Genomic DNA, 21766 nt, shown 5'->3' with positions numbered 1-21766 from the left:
CCAGCAGGATGGAGGAAGACGATGGCGACCATCCACGATGTCGCAAAATATGCTGGCGTCTCGGCGGGGACCGTCAGCAACGTCCTCAACCGTCCCGGCTATGTCGCCCCCCAGACACGGGAACGTGTTCTGGCGGCCATTGCCGATCTGGGTTTCACCCCGATCCAAAGGGCCCGCAAGTACCCTGCCGGTCGCCAGCGCACCCTGGGACTCGCCCTGGCCGATCTGGCCAATCCGTTTTTCGTCGACGTTGCCCTGGGCGCAGAGGCCGAAGCGAAGTCACTCGGCGTGGGAGTAGTCATTGTGCACAACGGCGACGATGTCGCGCGTGAACAGGACAACCTCGACCTGCTCGTGCAGCAGCGCGTTCACGGCATCATGATCGCGCCCGTGCGCGCCCTCGATTCGGCGGTCGAGCGCCTCGATGCCCGCGATATCCCCCTCGTCTACGTGGACCGCGTAGACGAGAAGACCGAGCGTTGCTGGGTCAAGACCGACGATGTCGCGGGAGGTCGGCTGGCTGGCGAGCACCTGATTGCGCTCGGCCACCGTAACGTCGCCTTCGTCGGCAACTTCGCCAGCAGTCTGCAGGCCAATCGTCGCTTCGACGGCTTCGCCGCGACGCTCGCTGAAGTTGATGTTGTTCCCGAGCGAGTCCCTACCGACTCGTGGCGAATCACCGATGGACGAATGGCAGGCGCAGCGCTCGCCGCACGGGCCACCGCCGAACTGCCGACCGCGATCATGTGCGGCAACGACCTCACCGCGCTCGGCGTGCTCCTCGAGTTCGCACACCGCGGCATCCGCGTACCAGACGATGTCTCGATCGTGGGTTTTGACGATTTGTCCTGGTCGGAAGCAGCCACTGTTCCTCTTACGACCGTACGTCAGCCGCGTGAAGAAATGGGCCGGCAAGCAGTGCGCCTGCTTCTCGACGAGATCGACCGTGGCGAGGCCCATGAGCACCACCACGAACTGCTGGTCCCCGAACTTGTCACCCGCGCGTCGAGCGCGGCCCCACGCCCGATGCGCTCTGACAACTGAAGCGCTGCCCACTCTTGACCCATAAGGAGATCCCCATGGTTACCATCTGGCAACCCGAACTTGTGACCGACGATCTCGTCGCCCTGACTCATTCCCTGGGCGAGCCCGCCAAAGACTTGGTGATCCTGGCCGAGGGCAACACCTCCCAGCGCCTCGCCGATGGTCGAATCGTCGTGAAGGCATCGGGAGCCTACATGTCTGCTGTGACTCGTGACGACTTCGTCGTCACCGACGTTCAACCTCTCATCGACCTGATGGATGACGCCACCTCGACCCAGGAGGACCTCACCGAGATGCTCGATGCGGGTGAGCATACCGGCACGAGGCGGCGCGCGTCGATCGAGACGCTCGTGCACGTGGCCGTGCAGTCGGTGCAGCCCACCGCCTATGTCGCGCACACCCATCCGACATCGGTGCTCGGTCTGCTCGCAAGCGTGCACGCGGAGTCCGCCTTCGCGCAGTGGGTCTACTCCGACGAGGCCGTTGTCATCGGTACCCCCCTCTTCGTGCCGTACGCGGCGCCCGGTATCGCGCTGGGCCGGCTCTTCCTTCAGCGTCTACGCGACTACGTGGCGACGCGTGGCGAGCTGCCATCGGTCGTACTGCTGGGCAATCATGGCATTGTCGCGATCGGCGGCAGCGCAGAGGCCGTGGAGGCGATCACCCTCATGACCGTCAAGGGTGCACGAACCCGAGTGCAGGCGCTGTCGATCGGTGGTGTGATCGGCCTCGGTGACGACACTGTGGCACACTACTTCGAGCGCACGGACATGGCAGAGCGCCGCAAGAACCTCGCAGGCACCGCCTGATGCCCGTTGGAACAGGTCCACAGTGGCGATAACAGCGCTGTGGATCGGCATTGATCTTGGCACTCAGAGTGCGAAGGTATCCATCGTCGACGATGAGGGGTCTGTCGCCGCGTCATCCGCTGTACCCCTGATAAGTCGGCGAATGGGCGACCGACACGAACAGGATCCGCAGGATTGGATCAACCAGGCCGGTGCAGCGCTGGCCGTGGCACTGGCGTCGCTACCGTCCACGGCCGTGGCCCGCATCGCGGGGGTATCCATCTGCGCGACATCGGGCACCATCACAACAGTGGATGCCGCGGGTCGGCCGTGTTCGGCCGGACTCATGTACGACGACGCCAGGGCTGAAGCGATCGGACCGGAAGCCAACCAGTCTGACCCGGCGCGCTGGGCGCGCTTGGGCTACAAAATTCAGCCGACCTGGGCCCTGCCGAAGATCGCCTGGCTCGCGCGCAACGGCTTGCTTTCCGAAAAGCGCTGGGTCGCCCACCAAGCCGACGTGCTGGCATCCGCAATCGTCGGAACGCGTGTCGCGTCTGACTGGAGTCACTCCCTTAAATCGGGATACGACCTGCTGGCACTGGAATGGCCCGTCGGTGCCCTCGACGCACTCGGCATCGACCCCGACCAGCTGCCGAGCGTCGTCGCTCCCGGCACCGAGCTCGGCCGATCGGGCGCATGGTGGGCCGATGTGACCGGGTTGCCCGTCGGTATTCCAGTCTTCGCCGGAATGACCGACGGCTGTGCCGCGCAGCTCAGCGCCGCCACTCTTGGCCTGGGTGACTGGCACACCACGATCGGGACCACCATGGTGCTCAAGGGTGTGTCCAACCGCATCATCATCGACGACAGCGGAGCGGTCTACTCGCATCGCGCGCCCCACGATGGACTGTGGTTTCCAGGCGGTGCCTCGAGCGTCGGTGCCGGAGCGATCACCGCAGGGCTACCTTCCATCGACCTGGCGGGGGCATCCTCCCGCCTGAGCGGCCTGGGGCACCGGCTCTCATCGATTCCGACAAGTTATCCCCTGGTCGGTACCGGCGAGCGCTTCCCCGTGATCCGCCCCGATGCTCACGGGTTCGTCACCGTTGACGGAATTGATTACAGCCTCAGCGCAGCCGCAACTCTGCTCGACCCAGACCTTCTCCTCGCCTCGATCATGCTGGGTATCGCCTGCGTCGAACGCCTCAGTCTTGAGATGATGGCTCGCGCTGGCGCCGCCGTCGACGGCACATTGAGTTCGTCCGGGGGAGGCACGAACAACGAATGGTGGACCCAACTTCGCGCCGATCTGCTTGGACGCACGATCAGTATTCCGCGATCGTCCGAGGGGTCGATGGGCATGGCTATCCTGGCCGCGTGGGCGGGGACAGCCGGAAGCTCTCTGCCCGAAACCGCCTCGCGCATGTCGATCGTTGGGCGGGTCGTCGAGCCGCGCTCCGCTCCGGCGGCGCTCTGGAACGATCGCTACGACAGATTCGTCGCCGAACTCGGCTCGAAGAACTGGATCACACCGTGACGACCCTGTTTCTCGTGCGTCACGGCGAGACGACGTGGCACGCCGAAAATCGCTACGCCGGAAGCTCAAATGTGGCGCTCACCGAGCTGGGTATCGCCCAGGCCGAAGATCTTGCACGCTGGGCCCAGGGGCAGTCGATCGACGCGGTCTACGCTTCCGACCTGTCGCGCGCCGTGACCACCGCCACTCCATCGGCCATGGCGCTCGGGCTCCCTCTCAGCGTCGTTCCAGCGCTGCGTGAAGTCGACTTTGGGCGGGGAGAGGGCCTGACTTCTGCCGAAATGAAGGCAACCTTTCCCGAAGAAACCGCCCGATTCGTCGAAAATCCAGGTACATCCCCGCTGCCGGGGGCCGAGTCGGGGGTCGACGCCGCCGAGCGAGCATGGACTGCCCTCGAGGCGATCGCCGCGAAGCATCCTGCCGGAACGGTGCTCGTTGTTCTGCATTCGACCCTTATGCGCCTCATTCTCTGTCGCGCGTTGGGGATTCCGGCAGACCGCTACCGCGCGGTCTTCCCTGCAGTGCTCAACGTAGGCATCACGACGGTGTCCTGGACGACGGAAGGCACCGCGCTGCTCAGCTACAACGTGCCGCTGACACCTTGACGACCACGCCCAACAACCTCCAAGAGAACAGGATCACATCATGACCACTTTCGCTTCGATCGAGCCGCTACTTGCGCAGCAGGCCATCGAGCTGCCCTCCTGGGCGTTCGGTAATTCTGGAACCCGGTTCAAGGTCTTCGGAACCCCGGGAACCCCGCGCACCATCGAAGAGAAGATCTGTGATGCCGCCACGGTCAACCAATACACCGGCCTCGCACCCAAGATTGCCCTACACATTCCGTGGGACAAGGTCGATGACTATGGGGCGTTGCGGGCGTTCGCCGCCGACCAAGGACTCGCCCTCGGCACCGTCAACTCCAACACCTTTCAGGACGACGCCTACAAGTTCGGCAGCCTCACTCACACCAACGCGGCGACGCGCCAGAAGGCCATCGACCATCACTTCGAGTGCATCGATATCATGCACCAGACCGGGTCGACCGACCTCAAGATATGGCTGGCCGACGGCACCAATTACCCCGGCCAGGGCGATATCCGCGGCCGCCAGGACCGGCTCGCCGAGTCACTCGCCGCCATCTACGCCCGCCTCGGCGACGACCACCGACTGGTGCTCGAATACAAGTTCTACGAGCCCGCTTTCTACCACACTGATGTTCCAGACTGGGGAACCAGCTACGCGCAGGTGGTCGCGCTCGGGGAGAAGGCCAGCGTCTGCCTCGACACCGGCCATCACGCTTCAGGCACCAATATCGAATTCATCGTCGCCCAGCTGCTGCGCCTCGGCAAGCTCGGCTCCTTCGACTTCAACTCGCGGTTCTACGCCGACGACGACCTCATAGTCGGTGCGGCCGACCCGTTCCAGCTGTTCCGCATTCTCTACGAGGTCATTCGCGGCGGCGGCTACGGCCCGGAATCGACCGTGGCATTCATGCTCGATCAGTGCCACAACGTCGAAGACAAGATCCCCGGGCAAATTCGCTCGGTGCTCAACGTGCAGGAGATGACCGCCCGCGCGCTGCTCGTCGACCAGGGCGCCCTGACCCTGGCCCAGAACGCCGGCGATGTGCTCGGAGCCAATGGCATTCTGATGGATGCCTTCTACACGGACGTGCGCCCCGCGCTCGCCGCCTGGCGCGAGAGCCGGGGTCTCCCGGCCGACCCGATGACGGCATTTGCCGCATCCGGGTACCAGGCGAAGATTTCCGCCGAGCGCGTTGGCGGCAGCCAGGCCGGCTGGGGCGCTTAAGCGGATCCACGACTTCGATTCAGCGCCGTCCGTCAGCGATAGCGCATTCCTAGCCTGACTTGATGAACGGAGCGCAGCGAGAGGTTTTGATCAGGCCGTCCGAGGACTGCACGGTTACCGGGGCCGGACCCGAGCTGTTGTTGTTGTCTATATGTCGTCGCCGGTGGTATTTAGTCGCGCCCACTAGCAGCTCGATCCGCCATCCGACGGGTACGTACCCGGCTGAATATCCGTGCCAACCCGAAATGTTCCGTCGCCAGCGAAGGTGTTGGCAGCGACGCCGTCCTCGGGCCGTGCTCGGTCGTGCCGGCGTAGGCGCCGATGGTGTTCACGAGCAGCTGCCCAGTGGATCTGCTGCTCGCGTCGAGCACGGAAATTGCGAAGTTTCTCGTGCCGTCGTGCGGCGTGGAACGCCGGAGAGTGTTCTTCGCTGAATTCGCTGGCGAGTTGGCTGATCGAGCTTCGAATGCACCGGTCAGCGACGTCTTTTGTGTGCAATAGGCTAATGCTGCCATGGGTTTCTCATGGAATGCACAGGTGATGTTCACCCTGTGCCCGCACACACACACATCACTCTTGGGGAGATTACGACATTTATGTCGCTTGAAAACACGCCGCCGTCCACGCCACCGAATCCGTTCCAGCCTGGATCGATGCCGCCGACTCCGCCCGCGCCGACTCCGCCCGCTTCTGACCAGGCAGCTCCTGCTCAGTCAGCGCCGACACAGGAAAACCCTTACGCCGTGCCAGCCGGACAGCCCCTGGCCCAGGGGCCGAGCGCTCCGAACGCGTTCTCCACGATCGCGCCGCGCGCGTGGCGGGGAGCCATCGCATCCGCTGGAATCGGATACGGAGTGGCGTTCGTGGTCGCGCTCCTGACGGTTGCGCTGACCGGGCTTCTCACCGGCTGGGAGATGTTCTCGGGCGGCTGGCTTGTATCCGGCCCGGTGCAGTTGGTCGCGATGGCAACGTTTGGCCAGCTGAGTGCGTCGGCAGAAGTTGACTTCTTCGTCGCCTTCTCCGGCAGTATCACCGTCGGGGCGTTGCCGCTGTTAGTGCTCGCAGCTCTGCTGGCCGGAATTTATCTGTCCAGTCGTTTCGTGGGGCGCGGGGTTTGGCAGACATCCTCGGCCCTCATCCTGTCGGCCGTGTCCGGGCTCACGCTCGCCGTTGGTGCAACAGTGCTGGCGGCCGTGCTGCCCGTGCAGTTCCCCGACCTGCAGTTGGACATTCCTGTCGGCTCCACCTCCGCGGCATCCATCGGTTCCTTCCTGGGTGCTCTGGTCATCGGATTCGCCGTTTCGTATGTGGCTCGTTTGCAGGCCACAGACGGATGGTCACGCCTGGTCGCCCGCGCAACCTGGCTGCCGTGGGGCACCGTGCGCATTGCGGCCCTGCACCTCGGCACGTTCATCGCTGTCATGGCGGTCGTGCTGGCCGTTCTGACTCCGCTATCTGAAGCCGACGAATTCGTCGGTGTGCTCCCCGTATTCCTGTTCACCATCGCTATCAACGCCGTCGTGATCGGTCTGCTTGGCGCCTTCTCCGCAGACCTGAGCGACCTGGAGCGTGCGCTGTCCGGCCTGGGCGGCGCGTCCGGCGAGCAGCCTCAGCAGAGCATTTCAGTGTTCACCGAGGGAGTCACCGGTTTTATCTGGCTCATCGTGCTGCTCGCCGTCATTCTGGCGGTTGTCGCCTCGCTGCTGCTCGCGGTTCGTCGCAACCGTGTGCTCCCGGCCCCCACGTCGTGGCTGACCACGATTGCCACGTACCTGGTATTCGGCTTGATTCTCCAGCTCCTCGGCAGCGCATTGTTCACGGCGTCGATGACCGCCCCCGAGAGGGCCTCGGCCTCGGGAACGTTCGGCCCCGCTGCATGGACCTTTCTGATCTTCGCAATCTGGGGTGCTGTCATTGAGGCCCTGACGCGCTTCGTCGCACCGGTTGTCCTGGCCTATGCAACGCCAGGGACCATTGGCGCCCTGGTTAAGCTCTCGGGTCAGGAACGTCTGCTGCCCGTCGTGCCGACGGCACCGCTCGTGCCCGCTGCAGCCGGTGCGTCTCTTGCCGCGGGGATGCCGTACAGCATCGATCCCGCCAGCGCTGCCGCCGCCAGCGCTGCCGCCGCCAGCGCCTATCCCACCCTGGCCGGCCAGCCGGGTGCGGCACCGCTCCCGTTTGCCACCACCACCATGTCGCCGGCCACCGCCAAGCGTGTCAAGATCGGCGCCATCATCGTCGGTGCGGCTGTGCTGCTCGTCATTGCTGGCAGTGTGGCCGGCGGCATCGTGCGTTCCTCGGTGTTCGGCCCGCAGAATGTCGCTACCGCCTACTTGGATTCATTGGAAAAGGGCAACGCTACGACGGCTCTGAAGCTGCTGGGGTCGTCAGCGGATGCCGGCGACGGCCTGCTCTCCAACGACATCTTTGGGCTGGCAACCGATCGCATCAAAGACGCCGCCATTTCGGACGTCACCATTGTCGGAGATGTCGCCGAAATCGAGGTGCACTTCAAACAGGGCGGAGTCGCCGATTCTGCCGTGCTGAAGCTCACCCGCACGAGCACCGCCTGGCTGATCGCTGATAAGTGGTCCATACTGAACGCCGAGCCGGGCCAGATCGATGTCTACCTGCCGTCCAGAATGGGCGATGTTGACCTCGAGGCGAACGGTACGTCGGTCGGGACGACAAAGGACGGCGGGCTGAACCTTCCGGCTTTCCCCGGCACCTACGAAGTGGCCATTCCTGCCACCGAGTATTTCGAAGAATCATCCGTGACCTATGTCGTGAGCGGGCTGCTCGGCGGCTCCGGTGAGTTCGAATCGAGTGACGACGTGTTCACGGCCACCCCAACCGCAGAGTACAAAGCCGCCGCCCTGGAAGCCGTCAACACGCTCATCACGACCTGCCTCGCCGCGGGCGAGGCCGCGTCCGACGACTGCCCATACCTGGGGTACATCTCTTCTTACTACTCCAACGTGGTCTACTCCCTCGTGACGGCGCCCGACCTCACGGTGGACCTGTCCTACGAGGAGGGTGGTCTGACGGTCAGCACCGACACCTACGGAGTTGTGACCATGGCGTACGACGTCAACTACGGATTTTCCTCCGAGATCCGCCATGAATCCGAGGAGAACTACCTCACGGTCAACGCTGAGGTCAACGTTGTTGACGGCGAGGTCGTGGTGACCGAGGTCTACTAACCCATCACCACAGCACTCAAGGTTCGGGTTCGGCGCAAGCCGAGCCCGAACCTTTTTTGTGTCGGGGGGGAGGGCATACACGACTACCCCAATAAGGGGGTATCTGAGGGTATTTCATGATATAGATTTGACTGGGGGAAATTTCCCTGGACGACTCGCGGCAATCAAGCGAGGCGAGGTTGCCGAATGCGTGCCTCTTCTGCCTTTCCGTGAAGCGTTTCACTGAACTAAAACGCTCACTGCGCATCGATGGATCACGGAAGGCGTGATGATCATGACCCCTCACAGCCGTAAGAATCGCTCCCAGCGGCCGCCTGCCGTCGACAGCATGGCTGTGGTCGAAGGGAGTCTGCCGGGTGCGGAGAGCTCAGTCGCCCAGGCTGCCGTGCTGGAGAAGAACCTGCTGGAGCAGACCGTGAGCCTGCAGGACGCCATCTTCAACAGTGCCAATTTCTCCAGCATCGCAACGGATGCCCAAGGCGTGATTCAGATCTTCAACGTGGGCGCCCAGCGCATGCTGGGATACACCGCTGAAGAGGTCGTGAACCAGGTCACCCCTGCCCAAATGCACGACCCCGAAGAGATCATTCTGCGAGCAGCCCAGCTCAGCCTGGAGTTCGGCACCACAATTAAGCCCGGTTTTGAGGCTCTCGTCTTCAAGGCGAGTCGTGGCATCGAAGATATCTATGAACTCACCAAGGTGCGTAAGGATGGCAGCCGTTTTCCGGCGATCGTTTCGGTGACCGCGCTGCGTGACGTCGATGCCGCCATTATCGGCTACCTGCTGATCGGAACCGACAACACCTCGCGCAAACAGGTGGAGATCGCCCAATCCGTGCTCGACCAGCGGCTGCGCGACCAGCAGTTCTACACGCGTTCGCTGATCGAGTCGAATATCGACGCACTGATGACGACAGACACCATGGGCATCATCTCCGACGTGAACCAGCAGATGATCGAGCTGACCGGACGAACCAGAGACGAACTCATCGGCGCTCCCTGCCGTAACTTCTTCACTGATCCTGCCCGAGCCGACACTGCGATTCGGCGGGCGCTGGCCGAGAACAGGGTCACCGACTACGAGCTGACGGTGCGAGCGCTCAATGGTGATGAAACGGACGTCTCCTACAACGCGGCCACATTCTACGATCGAGATCGGGTCGTTCAGGGTGTTTTCGCCTCCGCTCGCGATGTCACGGAACGCAAACGGTTTGAGCAGGCGCTCAAGGAAACCAACATCGAGCTGGAGCACGCCAGCCGCATGAAAACTGAGTTTCTGGCCACCATGTCGCACGAACTGCGCACACCGTTGAACGCCATCATCGGCTTCTCCGAAGCGCTGAAAGACGGTCTCATGGGCGACATGAGTGAGTCCCAGCGCGACTATATCGGTGATATTTACACCAGTGGTCATCACCTACTCGCCCTCATCAACGACATCCTCGACCTGTCCAAGGTGGAGGCAGGAATGATGGACATCGAGTTGGAGGCCGTTGACGTGCGCTCGTTGCTGGAACAGAGCCTGCTGATCGTGCGCGATGGCGCCGCGGCGCACGGCATCCAGCTTCGATTTGAGGGTGCAGACGACCTCGGCGTTCCGCAGCTTGACAGGCGCAAGACGAAACAGATCGTCTACAACCTGCTCTCGAACGCGGTGAAATTCACACCCGACCAGGGTCAGGTCACCCTCATCGCCCAACGCGTACCGCGCAGCGCCGTCGGAAAGATTGACGGCTCCTGGCCCGTTCATGATTTTCCCCTGCCCAAGAGCGGTGTAATGAACTTTCTGGAGATTCGCGTCGTCGATACGGGGATGGGGATCTCGTCGGAGAACATGTCGAAACTGTTCCTGGCGTTCAGCCAGATTGACAGCACCCTGGCCAGACGGTTCGAGGGCACAGGGCTCGGCCTGGCCACGGTCAAGCAGATGGTCGGAATTCAGGGCGGCACGGTGGCCGTAGCCAGCGCCGAGGGAGAGGGCGCAAGTTTCGCCGTCTGGCTGCCGCTCGGCACGAACGACCAGATTGCGCCGGAGTGGTCGGCGCCGGGGTTGGAAAGGTCGGAAACCGGCCGGGATCCGGCCCCGGGGACCGATAGGCAGACATCCGGTACGTACCGGCCGAAACCGCATCCGTTCCAACCGGCCGCTACCGCCACACCGTCATCAACGTCCGACTTGAAAACGGATGGGGTATCGCCCGACCGGGAAGTGTACTCGACCGCGACCGGCCAGCCTACCTCCGAATCCGTGGCTGCGGCACTGAAGTCACAACCGCAGCAGGAGTCCAAGGCGCGCTCCGAGAAGCACGTTGCGCTCGTCATCGAAGACGACGCTAAAGGTGCCGAAGTGCTTCGACTGCTGCTCGAAGCTGAAGGATTTCGCGTCATCATTGCCCCGAGCGGTGAGGAAGGGCTCGCGATTGCGCCGCACCAGCACCTCAGCCTTATCACACTCGATATCCGCTTGCCGGGGATGGACGGCTGGGGGTTTCTGATTCGACTGCACGAGTTCTCTGACCTTGCCGCTGTGCCTATTGTGATCATTGCGGGGGATACAGACGTCAGCCTCGCGCTCACCCACGGTGCGGCCGCCGTGCTCGAAAAACCGATCAGTCGGGCGGCACTCCAACAATCGCTGAACGTGTTGGGGCTCAGCCCTGATGCCCTGCGCACCCGCCGGGTGTTGGTGGCCGACGACGATCCCGAGACCGTCGACGTTATCGCACGGTTCCTCACTCGACCGGAATATGCCGTGGAACGCGCCTTCACCAAGGACGAGGCCATCGAAATGGCACAACGATTGCATCCCGATCTCGTGCTGCTCAACCTCATGATGGAAGGGTTCAGCGGCTATCAGGTTGTGCTGGCGTTGCAGAGCGACGAGAGCACGGAACACATTCCAGTGCTGATAGTGACCGGCAAGCAGCTCACCGTTCAGGAACTGGCCGCAGTGGAGAGCGACCCAACCCAGCCCGTGCGGATACTTGGAACGGAGAACTTCAACCGAACGGCTTTTATGGCCGAGGTGAAGCGCGCGTTGGCCTCAGGCGACTCATTGGGTCAGTGATGATGTGGCCAGGATCCTGATCGTCGAAGACAACCCCATCAACATGAAGCTCGCCACCCTGCTCGTTCGCCGGGCGGGTCACGTGACGTTCGAGGCCGTTGATGCTGAGAGCGGCCTGCTGCTGGCGCACCGCGAAATACCGGACCTGATCCTGATGGACATCCAGTTACCGGGAATGGACGGATTCGCCGCCACCGCCGAATTGAAGAAGAATCCGGTCACCGCCGAAATCCCTGTGATCGCGCTGACCGCGATGGCTATGTCCCGAGACCAGGAGCGGGCACGCGAGGTCGGATGCGATGCCTACATCACCAAACCGCTGCAGTATCAGGAGCTCGAAGACGCAATCAACTGGCTCATGCCCCGCGTCGACGACGAACGCACCGCGGACGAGGCTGGTTCGCTCACCCGCAGTGTTCTGCAGTCGATTGAGTCGCACCGCGAGCTGGCACGGCACAACGCGACGAGAGCGGATGCTTTACTCGCGCACCAGGAGCGGGCGACACCTCGTGCTCCGGGCGCTCCCCGCATCCTCGTGGCAGAAGACAACCCGACCAACCAGAAACTCATCGTTTGGCAGCTGAACCTGCTGGGCTACGAGGCGGACATGACAGATAACGGTGCCCTGGCGTTCGCGCGGTGGGCGAGCGGAGACTATGACCTGGTGATCACCGACCTGCACATGCCGGAGATGACCGGCTACGAGCTCGCATCGGCCATTCGAGCAGCCGAGCCACCGGGAATGCGCATGCCAATTCTGGCGATGACCGCGAGCGCAGTGCGCGGCGACGCAGATCACGCCCGCATGGTCGGCATGGACGAGTACCTCATGCGCCCCCTGCACTTGGCTAAATTGCGCGCGGCCCTGCTGAAATGGTTACCGCTGGAATCCGACCGTTAGCCGAACTACTCGCCGAGGCCCGGACTGCCCAGCGTGCGCCGCAGCAGGATGATCGTTCGTTCGAGCGATTCCGCCAATGACGGGGGCAAAACACGCTCGGCAGCGATGGACCCGTTGTCGGTTGGCGAGAGGCGGTCAAAGTCGGGAATCCACTGCAGGGCCATGAAACGCACCACGCCGAGCATGGCGTGGGTAAGCAGCCCCGCTTGTCCGCGCCGAAAGGCACGGTCAGCGTCGCTCTCCGATTGCGGGATTGCAGCGCGTCCGAGGCGCAGGTAGACCAGCTCGGTCACCTCGGAGGTTACCCGGGTCATCCGGTCCATCTGTTCCTGCATGAGCTGGGGATGCAAGCCGAACACCCGGAGGCGGTCCGTGAACAGCTGCTCGTCGATGCCGTCCCGGGGGCCGATCGCGCTCATCAGGGTGAGCACATCGGGCAGTAGGTCGTCGCCGGGGGCTGCGATGAATTGTCGGGCCCGGCTCTCGTCGATGCTGGGCGGTTCAGCGCCGATAATTGCGGCTTTCTTGGTCTTGAAATAGTTGAAGAAGGTGCGCTGTGAGATGCCGCTCTGGCTGCAGATCATGTCCACGGTGACGTTGTCGAAACCGTGTTCCAGAACGAGGCTGACCGCGCTCCGCTGCACGCGCAGGCTCGTTTGGTGATGCTTGTCGTCACGAGTGTGTGAGCGTGGTGTCGAAGTGTCGGTCATGCCTCGTCCTGGTCCATTGGTGTTAACGGTCGGCGCTACTCGTAGCGCAGCGACTCAATCGGATTCTGCTTGGCCGCGCGCTGGGCCGGCAGGGTGCCCGAGAGGAACGCGATCAACATGACCAGCAGGATGACGAAAGCTACCGAAGTCGGCTCGAACAAGAGGATGTTCAGCCCGGGTAGTCCCGACAGCAGGCCTTGTGACAGCACGGCACTCAGCGCGGAGCCGAGCCCGATGGCCACGCCGGCGCCGATGGCGCTGCCGAGGAAGCCGATGACGATCGCTTCGAGGCTGAACAGCGTGTAGACCTTGCCGCCGCTCATTCCCATGGCCTTCATCAGGCCGATCTCGCGGGTGCGTTCCTGCACGCTCATCAGCAGGGTGTTGATGATGCCGAATGCAGCTGCGATCAGGGCAATCACGGCGAAGGCGTTGAGCACGCCCACGATGCCGTTGATCACGGTCTGCACGGCGCCCAGCTGGTCTTCGATGGTGTTCGCGGTGTAGCCCTCGGTGGCGAGGTCTGCCTTGAGCGCGGTCACGGCATCCGCTGACAGCGCCTTGTCGAAGTGGGCGACGGCCACGCCGTAGCTCGTGACTGCCGTCTCGATGCCGCCGGACTGCGCGTCGGCCAATTCGGCGATGAGTGCATCGTTCGCGCCGGCGCCGGCAGCGAGCAGGCTCTCCAGCGAGACGCCCACGATGGTGGCGTTCACGGTGTGCTGCTCGCCGAGAATATCGGTGATTCCGATCGAAACGGATGCCCCCACTGCGTCGTCCGCCGAGGCGAACCCGAGCGGAGTCACGAAGGTGTCGGGCAGTACGAGCTGGGCCTCGTTGGCGCTGCCATCGAGCTGCGCGCCGGCGGTGAGGTCGGCCGTGGTGACGGCGGAGGTGGCGTTGATGCTGAACTCGTACTGCGTGCCGGTGCCGTATTCGATGTAGTCGGGCTGCACCGATCGAATCGGATCGACCGAGACGATGCCGGCGGTGTCGCCGATTTTGGTGAGGTCGGTGTTCGTCAGCGCCTTGGTCGTGGTGCCGGGAGGACCCTGCTGGCTGGACACCGACGCTGAACTGCCAGCTTTGTACTTTACCGGGCCGTCGCCGGCCGTGGTGGCGTCGCTGGCCTGCGTGATGATGAATACGTCGGGGGCGCCGAGGGCACCCACCTGGGCGTCGACGTACTGGCTGACGCCGGCGCCGACCGCGTTGGTGAGGGTGAGCGTGAACGCACCAACGAAGATGGCGAGAACGGTCAGGGTCGTGCGGAGTTTGCTGCGAAAGGTGTTCGAGATCGCGGTGGCGACGAGGTCTTTGGTTCTCATTCTGCGCCTCCGGCGGTGCTGAGTGCTTCCGGGGTGACGAGCGCGTGGGCACCGGTGTGGGTCGAACCGGTGTGGGTCGATGTGGTCTGCGACACGACGAGTCCGTCGCGAATGTAAATTTGACGGTCACAACGGGCGGCGAGGTCTTCGTCGTGAGTGACGATGACCAGGGTGATGCCCTGGCTGCGATTGAGTTCGAACAGAATGTCTTCGACCACGGCTCCCGTGGCGGTGTCGAGGTTTCCGGTGGGTTCGTCGGCGAAGATCACGCGCGGCGCATTGACCAGGGCGCGACCGATCACGACGCGCTGCTTCTGACCACCCGAGAGGGTCGTGGCCTTGTTGCCGGCCTTGTCGGCCAGTTCGAGCTGTTCGAGCACTTCCATGCCGCGCTTGCGGCGCTCCTTGCCGCCCATGCCGGCAATCTTCAGCGGCAGGATGACGTTCTCGAGCACACTCACGTTGGGTGTGAGAAAGAACTGCTGAAAGACGAAGCCGAACTCCTTGTTGCGCAGCTCGTTGACCGCGCGCTTGGACAGCGACTTGGCGTCTCGACCGGCGACCCGCAGTGTTCCCTCATCGGGTTCGTCGAGCAGGGCGAGCAGGTGCATGAGGGTGGACTTGCCCGACCCGCTCTTTCCGACGATCGCCAAGGTCTCGCCGGGTGCGATCTGAACGGACACCCCTTTCAGAGCGTCGAAACGGCTCGCACCCGACCCGTAGGATTTCTCCAGGCCTTGCGCATCAATTACCCACTGGCTGTCCATCGGTTTCCCTCGGTTCTGGTGGCCCACGCGGGCCACAATTGCAGTAACTGCACTCTAATTTACAGTGGCTGCAAGTTGGCTGGGGGTAGGCCGATTCCGAGCGGATGCTCGGTGCGGCTCGGCCTACAGATCGAGGCTGTCGCCCGGTTCCAGTGGGAAGAACTCGCCCCCGCCGACTTTCGTCACGTTCTCGTATCGGGTGTTGGACAGGTCTTTTCCGGCGCGGGACAGCAACATTTCGTGGGTGGGAAAGCTGCGCTTGGGCTTGATCGCGAAAATGAAGTCCATCGCCTCGCTCATCTTCATCCAGGGCGCCGCGGCCGGCACGGCGAGCGTGCCGATCTCCACTCCCTCTGGAATTGTGAAGGCGTCGCCGGCGTAATACAGCTCGTCGTTGACGAGCACACCCACGTTGTCGATGACCGGTATCGACTCGTGGATGACCGCGTGGGTGGCGCCGAAGAAGCGCAGGGTGAACGGCGCGACTTCGATGACGTCGCCGGCCTTGACGATGGTGACCGGGGTGTCGCTGAGACTGGACGCTGCGATGGCCCGAGCGACACCGGCCGGAGCGAAAATGCTGAGGTCAGGATTCATTTCGATGATGCGGGTGAGCTGCTCCGGAGTCCAATGATCAGCGTGCTCGTGGGTTATCACCACGGCGACCGCACCGGCCGTGCCGGTGAGCGCCGTGGTGAACGAACCGGGGTCGATGTAGAGCTTTTTGCCCGAGAGTTCGATGATGAGCGCGGCATGCTCCAGCTTGGTCAGTTTCATGCTCCGAGCTAACCCCGATTCGAGTCGTGGCGCAACAGCATCCGCTTTCCTGAATGGTGTTGGCAGCAGTCGCGACGCGCCGCGCGCGCTCAGTTTGGAAGTGCGCTCAACTGTGTGGCATACTCGGTAAGTTGCAAAAACGGCCCCATCGTTTAGCGGCCTAGGACATCGCCCTCTCACGGCGGTAACGCGGGTTCGAATCCCGCTGGGGTCACAATTGCCCGGATGCCTTCTCATGTAGGTGCCGGGCGCTCGTTGTTTAAGGGAGTGCTTCAGCCTGTATAGGCTTATAGTCATGGCCACAGTCATTCTCGTGCGGCACGGCCGCACCACCGCCAACGCCACCGGAATGCTGGCCGGGCGCACCCTCGGAGTAAGCCTCGACGAGGTCGGGCGCGAGCAGGCGGCCCGCGCGGGGGAGCGGCTCGCCGCGGTGCCGCTGGTCGGCGTGGTCTCCAGCCCGCTGGAACGGTGCCAGGAGACCTCGAACCTGATCCTTCTGCACCAGGCCGGTTCACCGGTCAGCTCGATTGACGCGGACATCACCGAATGCGACTACGGAAACTGGCAGGGTCGCTCGCTCAGCGAGCTTGCGCTGGAAAAGCTGTGGGCGGTTGTGCAGACGCAGCCGTCGGCTGCCGTTTTTCCCGGGGGCGAGTCGATGGCGACCATGCAGGCCCGGTCGGTTGCCGCCATCCGACGCCAGGACGCGTTCTTTGAGACGCAGCATGGGCCGGACGCCGTGTGGGTCGCGGTCAGCCACGGTGACATCATCAAGTCGATCCTGGCCGACGCGCTCGGCATGCACCTGGACCTGTTCCAGCGCATCTCGGTCGGTCCGGCCTCGGTGTCGATCGTGCGCTACGGGCCGAGCCGACCCAATGTCATTGCCACCAATACCGACGCCGGTGACCTGTCCTGGCTGCGTACGACTGCAGGCGGGGACGACGCGCCGGTTGGCGGCGGGGCCGGTCCTGATGCGCCACAGACATTGCGCTCGTAAAATAGTCGTATGCCCACAATTGTTCACGAATTTGACTGGCCCGATCGAGTCGTCGTCGGCACCGTCGGCGTGCCCGGATCTCGCACGTTCTACCTGCAGGTGCGCACGGGAGCCCAAATCGTCAGTATCGCCCTCGAGAAACAGCAATCCGAGCTGCTCGCCGAGAAGATCGACGAGCTGCTCGAGCAGCTGACGACGCACGAGGGCAACTCGTTCAGCGTGCCAGCCAGCACGCCGATCGAACTGGTCGACAACGACCCGCTCGAGCAACCGGTCGACGAGCAGTTTCGCACCGGCACCATGACCCTGGGCTGGGACCCGAGTACCGCGCAGGTGGTGATCGAGGCGTTTCCGCTCGTGGACGACGAGGACGACCCCGACGCGGCTAGCCGAGAGGCGGCGGAAATGCTGGTCGTGCGCATTCCGGTGGGTTCCGCGCAGGCCTTCGCCATGCGTACTCGCGAGGTCGTCGGGGCCGGTCGCCCCATTTGTGCGCTCTGCGGCACTCCCATCGATGCCGCCGGGCACGTCTGCGCCCTGCCCGGCGAACGCTGACAGCCATGCAGCCCGACCTCGAGAACGCGGAGCTCGGGCTCACGGGCCGCATCCGCACAGCGTCCAATGCGACCTTCCTCGGGCGCATCGACGATGTCGTGGTTGTTTACAAGCCGATGGCCGGTGAACGGCCGCTCTGGGACTTTCCGGGCGCAATCCTTGCCCACCGTGAGGCTGCGGCGTACCTGGTCTCGGAGGCGCTCGGCTGGAATGTGGTGCCGCGTACCTGGTTGCGCGACGGCCCCGGCGGTGTTGGCATGGTGCAGCTCTGGCAGGACTCCGACCCGGACCAGGCAGCGGTCGACCTTGTCTTGACCGACGCTGTACCGGATGCCGGCTGGCGCCGGGTTTTCGACGGACGGGACGAGGAGGACCGCGCGGTCACCCTCATCCACGAAGATTCGGCGGCCCTGCGCCGCATGGCGGTCTTCGACATCGTCGTGAACAACGCCGATCGCAAGGGCGACCACATTTTGGCCATGCCAGACGGCCATCGCTTCGGCGTCGATCACGGCCTCACATTTCACGTCGACGACAAATTGCGGACGGTCTTGTGGGGATGGCTGGGTGAGGCTCTCACACGTGACGAGTTGGCCGGCGTGGAACGCGTGCGTTCGCAACTGTTGGGCCAGCTCGGCGAGACGCTCGCCGGGTTGATTACCGGGCCCGAGGTCGCGCAGCTCGCCGCACGCTGCGATCTCTTGATCGCCGAGCCCCGGTTTCCCGCCCCGCGCGGTGGCCAGTCCGCCGTGCCCTGGCCACTGTTCTAGGGGGCCGAGCGTCCGCTCGCGAATCGCAAAACGCGGCTGTCAGTGCGAATTCAGGTTGGCACGAACTTCCGACGCAGGACACGAGCGCTGGGTTAGCTGGCGCAGAGTCGCCAGAGCGAGGTGACCTCGTTCGCACGCACCGCGTGCAGCGAATCGCTCGCGTCGGTCGCGCGGGAGTGCACGGCGGGCGCGTCGAGTGCCCCGATCACCCGCAGGCCGGCCGCATCGATGACCTTGAGCAGATCGTCGCGGGAGCGCAGCCCCACCAGTTCGGCAAAATCGGAGAGCACGAGCCACACCTCGCCGCCGGGCTGCAAATGGTCACGCACACCGGCCAGAAAACCCTTGAGCATGCGCGAACCGGGGTCGTAGACCGCCGCGTCGAGCAGTGAGTGCGCGGTCGCCGGAATCCACGGTGGGTTGCACACGATGAGGTCGGCACGCCCCTCGGGAAAGAGATCGCCCAGCTGCACCTCAACGCGTTTAGAGAGCCCGAGTTGCGCCATCGTTTCGCGAGCGGATGCGACGGCTCGCGGCTCGATATCCGTCGCGATCACCCGCGGCACGCCCCGGGTCGCCAGCACTGCCGCGAGCACCCCGGTTCCGGTGCCGATGTCGAAGGCGAGGTTCGGCGCGGCGAGCGGAGCCGTCGCGACGAGGTCGACGTATTCACTACGCACTGGAAAGAACGTGCCGTAGTGGGGATAGATCGACGCGTTCAGCGCGGCAACCGGAATGCCCTTGGTGCGCCACTGGTGCGCTCCGATCGTGCCGAGCACCTCGTGCAGCGACACAACGGATGCCTCCGAGATGCTCCCATAAGCGTCGACCGTGGCCGCGATCACGTCGGGGGCGCGCCGCAACCCGATGATGTTGCCGGCCTGCATCGGAATGAGGAGCAGGCCGAGGATCCGGGCCCGATGCGAACGATTCTGCCGATACCGGTAGAACAACTCGCCGGTCGTGCGCTGGGATTTGTCGGGACGTGGCCGAGTGCGGTGCTCCAGCGCCGTCAGAATCTGGCGGGCGTTCTGAAAGTCCCCGCTCCAGAGCATGGCGACGCCCTGCGAAGCCAGCCGATACGCGGCATCCGCTGTGATGGTGTCGTCAACGGGCACGACGCTCGAGGGGGCTGGCGCGCCATTGGCCGAACGCCAGAGTGCTGAGGCCGGAATGCCTTCCTGAGCCCAGTGAACGTCTGCGGGGTCGTCGGCTAAGGGAGTCATCGAACCCGGTGCATAGTCATAGCCTTCAATTATAGATCGCTGCCGCGGCGGTGTCCCGGGGTTGTCACCGCCGGCTGGGACGCACCAGGGCCTGACTCTGAGGGCTTGTATACGTGGTGAGTCACCCGGCTGGGGCGTAGACGGGTATTCTCCCCTCGTAGTGGGTGGCTCCATCGCCGGGGTAATACCCACAAGTACGTCAGGCTGGAACTTCGGTAGTCCGACGACTCGTTGCTCTCCGAGAAACTCCACCGGGGGATGGCGTACCTTGACGAAAGCACGCACCATGACGTTTCGCTCTTCACCGACCGGCAAGCCACCAGTTGGTCGTGCCAGACACTCTGCCCGACCGCGACGGACGACGATTGCACTCCGATGGACCGGTACCGTCGGGGTGGTCGCCCTGATCGGATCGATGCTGGTTGGCGGCGTTGCTGCCGCCACCACGGTGACAGCGCGCCCCAACCTTGGTTTTGCGAACTCGTATGTCGTTCTGGGCAACTCGGCCGTCACGATCAGCGACGCGGGGAGCGTCCAGGGCACCTTCGGCTCCGACCTGGGTGTGTCCAGTCCAACCGGGGTCTACACCAATACGGGAACGCTCTCGGGCGTGGGTGCCATCAACCTGCGGAACGCAGCGGCGCAGCGCGCGCAGTCTGATCTCACCACAGCGCACACCGCCGCACTGGCCTTGATCGGGAACTACATTCTTTCGGGAGAGTTGGCGGGAAAGACCCTTCTGCCGGGGATTCACACCGCTGACAGCAATGTCACGCTGACCGGCAATGTCACTCTTGACGCGGGCGGCGACCCCGATGCCATCTTCATCATGGTGCCGCACGGCGCATTCGACACCGCAGCAAATGCCGAAGTGGTTCTGGCCAACGGTGCGCAGGCCGGAAACGTCTACTGGTTCATCGGCGCGGCCTTCACCATTGCGGCTAACGCCCAATTCAGCGGTCGGGTCATCGGCGGCACGGCCGGTACCCTCTCGGCGGGCTCCGTGCTGCACGGTCAGCTGCTCACGACGGGAACAGCGATCACCCTCAGCGCGGCGGCACGAATCATCAACGATGCCCCCTCTGGCACGGCCACCACGAATTGGCTCGATCAGACCCTCGGAGCTATGACAGACGGAGTCTCCTACTCCGACCGTCTCTCGGTCGTGTCGTCCGACAATAGATCGGTCGGCGCTGAGGACGTGGCCTGGGCAGTGACAGCGGGCCAACTACCACCCGGGATCACTCTGGATCCCGTCACCGGAACGGTGGCGGGAACGCGAACTGACTCGGCCAGCTACTCCTGGTCGATCACCGCCACGATCGTTGGCAATATTCGTATTACAAAGTCGTTTTCCACCGAGGACGTGAGCGTCCCGACCGTGATGATTACCGGCGGGGCCACGCTCCTCACCAACGACCCGACACCGACGATCTCCGGCACAACCGATGCCCCCGACGGAAGCGCGGTATCGGTACTGATCGACGGCGTTACCGCCACGTCGACCGTTACGAAGGGTGCATTCTCGGTGCCCGTGGCCAACCTCGGTGCCGATGGTTCCTACGCGGCCGTCGTTACCATCACCGTCACCGGCGCGACCGGAACGGCGAGCCAGACCATCACTCTCGACACGACAGCGCCGACGGTGGCCATCGCCGGTGGTTCGTCGTTGACGACCAGTGATGGCACGCCGACGATTTCGGGTACGACGGATGCTCCGGTCGGCACGACGGTCACCGTGGTGGTTGCGGGCCAAACGTTGACCGCCAGGGTTATTGCGGATGGATCTTGGTCGGTGACGGCCGCGGCTCTCGTCGAGGGCGGGCACACCGTGACGGTCTCCGTCACGGATGTAGCCGGCAATACCGGCACGGTGACGCAGCGTCTGACGCTGGATGTGACTGCGCCGTCGCTGGTCATTTCTGGTGGTTCGTCGCTGACGACCGCGGATGGCACGCCGACGATTTCGGGTACGACGGATGCCCCGGTCGGCNGGCAATACCGGCACGGTGACGCAGCGTCTGACGCTGGATGTGACTGCGCCGTCGCTGGTCATTTCTGGTGGTTCGTCGCTGACGACCGCGGATGGCACGCCGACGATTTCGGGTACGACGGATGCCCCGGTCGGCACGACGGTCACTGTGGTGGTTGCGGGTCAAACGTTGACCGCCAGGGTTATTGCGGATGGATCTTGGTCGGTGACGGCCGCGGCTCTCGTCGAGGGCGGGCACACCGTGACGGTCTCCGTCACGGATGTTGCTGGCAATACCGGCAC

General features: G+C 63.8%; 17 protein-coding genes, 1 tRNA gene and 1 pseudogene. 14 read left to right on the top strand and 5 right to left on the bottom strand.

The genetic code is table 11. From position 1 onward, the window contains the following. Nucleotides 1-21 precede the first annotated feature (21 nt). The 8 genes from E3T35_RS07645 (at nt 22) to E3T35_RS07605 (ending at nt 12355) form a co-directional block, all read left to right on the top strand. Nucleotides 22-1044: a LacI family DNA-binding transcriptional regulator gene (locus tag E3T35_RS07645; protein WP_134378311.1), complete on the top strand. Its 1023-nt coding sequence runs from the start codon at nt 22-24 to the stop codon at nt 1042-1044. Between the two features lie 35 nt (nt 1045-1079). Next, entirely contained in the window at nt 1080-1853 is a 774-nt protein-coding gene (locus E3T35_RS07640) for a class II aldolase/adducin family protein (protein ID WP_092341253.1), read from the top strand. Further along, entirely contained in the window at nt 1777-3372 is a 1596-nt protein-coding gene (locus E3T35_RS07635; protein WP_134378310.1) for an FGGY-family carbohydrate kinase, read from the top strand. Before E3T35_RS07640 ends, E3T35_RS07635 begins: the two co-directional genes overlap by 77 nt. Next, the gene (locus E3T35_RS07630) at nt 3369-3977 is read left to right on the top strand and encodes a histidine phosphatase family protein (RefSeq protein ID WP_134378309.1); all 609 of its coding nucleotides are present in this window, start codon (nt 3369-3371) and stop codon (nt 3975-3977) included. The genes E3T35_RS07635 and E3T35_RS07630 overlap by 4 nt, the downstream gene beginning before the upstream one ends. Before the next feature lie 40 nt (nt 3978-4017). Beyond that, nucleotides 4018-5184, top strand: a complete 1167-nt coding sequence (gene rhaI / locus E3T35_RS07625; protein WP_134378308.1) for an L-rhamnose isomerase — start codon at nt 4018-4020, stop codon at nt 5182-5184. A gap of 743 nt (nt 5185-5927) precedes the next feature. Further along, nucleotides 5928-8387: a hypothetical protein gene (locus tag E3T35_RS07615; protein ID WP_134378306.1), complete on the top strand. Its 2460-nt coding sequence runs from the start codon at nt 5928-5930 to the stop codon at nt 8385-8387. Nucleotides 8388-8661: 274 nt separating this feature from the next. Next, nucleotides 8662-11454 carry a response regulator gene (locus E3T35_RS07610; protein WP_134378305.1) on the top strand — a complete coding sequence of 931 codons (2793 nt, stop codon included), beginning with the start codon at nt 8662-8664 and terminating at the stop codon, nt 11452-11454. Nucleotides 11455-11458: 4 nt separating this feature from the next. After that, nucleotides 11459-12355, top strand: a complete 897-nt coding sequence (locus E3T35_RS07605; RefSeq protein ID WP_134378304.1) for a response regulator — start codon at nt 11459-11461, stop codon at nt 12353-12355. A gap of 5 nt (nt 12356-12360) precedes the next feature. Here the strand turns inward: E3T35_RS07605 and E3T35_RS07600 are convergent, their stop codons facing one another. The 4 genes from E3T35_RS07600 to E3T35_RS07585 all read right to left on the bottom strand — a co-directional run bounded on the left by E3T35_RS07600 (nt 12361) and on the right by E3T35_RS07585 (nt 15937). Then, nucleotides 12361-13065: a TetR family transcriptional regulator gene (locus tag E3T35_RS07600; protein WP_134378303.1), complete on the bottom strand. Its 705-nt coding sequence runs from the start codon at nt 13063-13065 to the stop codon at nt 12361-12363. A 35-nt stretch (nt 13066-13100) separates the two neighbouring features. Continuing rightward, complete coding sequence (locus tag E3T35_RS07595; RefSeq protein WP_134378302.1) at nt 13101-14393, bottom strand: ABC transporter permease; 1293 nt, start codon at nt 14391-14393, stop codon at nt 13101-13103. Further along, a complete protein-coding gene (locus E3T35_RS07590; RefSeq protein WP_370449308.1) occupies nt 14390-15076 on the bottom strand; it encodes an ABC transporter ATP-binding protein in 687 nt (228 codons plus the stop codon). Before E3T35_RS07590 ends, E3T35_RS07595 begins: the two co-directional genes overlap by 4 nt. 207 nt (nt 15077-15283) lie before the next feature. After that, nucleotides 15284-15937, bottom strand: coding sequence for an MBL fold metallo-hydrolase (locus E3T35_RS07585; RefSeq protein WP_134344535.1), 654 nt, complete (start codon nt 15935-15937; stop codon nt 15284-15286). 141 nt (nt 15938-16078) lie between these two features. Here E3T35_RS07585 and E3T35_RS07580 point away from each other — a divergent pair. From E3T35_RS07580 to E3T35_RS07565, 4 genes are all read left to right on the top strand, one after another. Then, nucleotides 16079-16151: transfer RNA gene (locus E3T35_RS07580), tRNA-Glu, on the top strand. An 81-nt stretch (nt 16152-16232) separates the two neighbouring features. Then, nucleotides 16233-16940 (top strand): histidine phosphatase family protein, encoded by a 708-nt coding sequence (locus E3T35_RS07575; RefSeq protein WP_134378301.1) that lies wholly within the window; start codon nt 16233-16235, stop codon nt 16938-16940. Between the two features lie 9 nt (nt 16941-16949). After that, nucleotides 16950-17495 carry a DUF3090 domain-containing protein gene (locus E3T35_RS07570; protein WP_092341241.1) on the top strand — a complete coding sequence of 182 codons (546 nt, stop codon included), beginning with the start codon at nt 16950-16952 and terminating at the stop codon, nt 17493-17495. A 5-nt stretch (nt 17496-17500) separates the two neighbouring features. Next, on the top strand, nt 17501-18265 hold the full coding sequence (locus E3T35_RS07565) for an SCO1664 family protein (protein ID WP_134344532.1): 765 nt from the start codon (nt 17501-17503) through the stop codon (nt 18263-18265). A 92-nt stretch (nt 18266-18357) separates the two neighbouring features. Here E3T35_RS07565 and E3T35_RS07560 read toward each other — a convergent pair whose 3' ends face one another. Further along, entirely contained in the window at nt 18358-19491 is a 1134-nt protein-coding gene (locus tag E3T35_RS07560) for a class I SAM-dependent methyltransferase (RefSeq protein WP_134344530.1), read from the bottom strand. Between the two features lie 286 nt (nt 19492-19777). Between E3T35_RS07560 and E3T35_RS07555 the strand changes: the two are divergent. Continuing rightward, nucleotides 19778-21376: pseudogene (locus E3T35_RS07555) on the top strand (ice-binding family protein); the annotation flags it as partial. Nucleotides 21377-21440: 64 nt separating this feature from the next. Beyond that, nucleotides 21441-21766: Ig-like domain-containing protein (locus E3T35_RS20185; protein WP_370449310.1), on the top strand; the 326-nt coding region annotated here is incomplete at its 3' end.

Source organism: Cryobacterium sp. TMT1-2-2, from assembly GCF_004403505.1.
GTDB lineage: Bacteria > Actinomycetota > Actinomycetes > Actinomycetales > Microbacteriaceae > Cryobacterium > Cryobacterium flavum.
The sequence above is the reverse complement of the archived record's forward strand: the minus strand, read 5'-3'. Positions and strand labels throughout refer to the sequence as shown.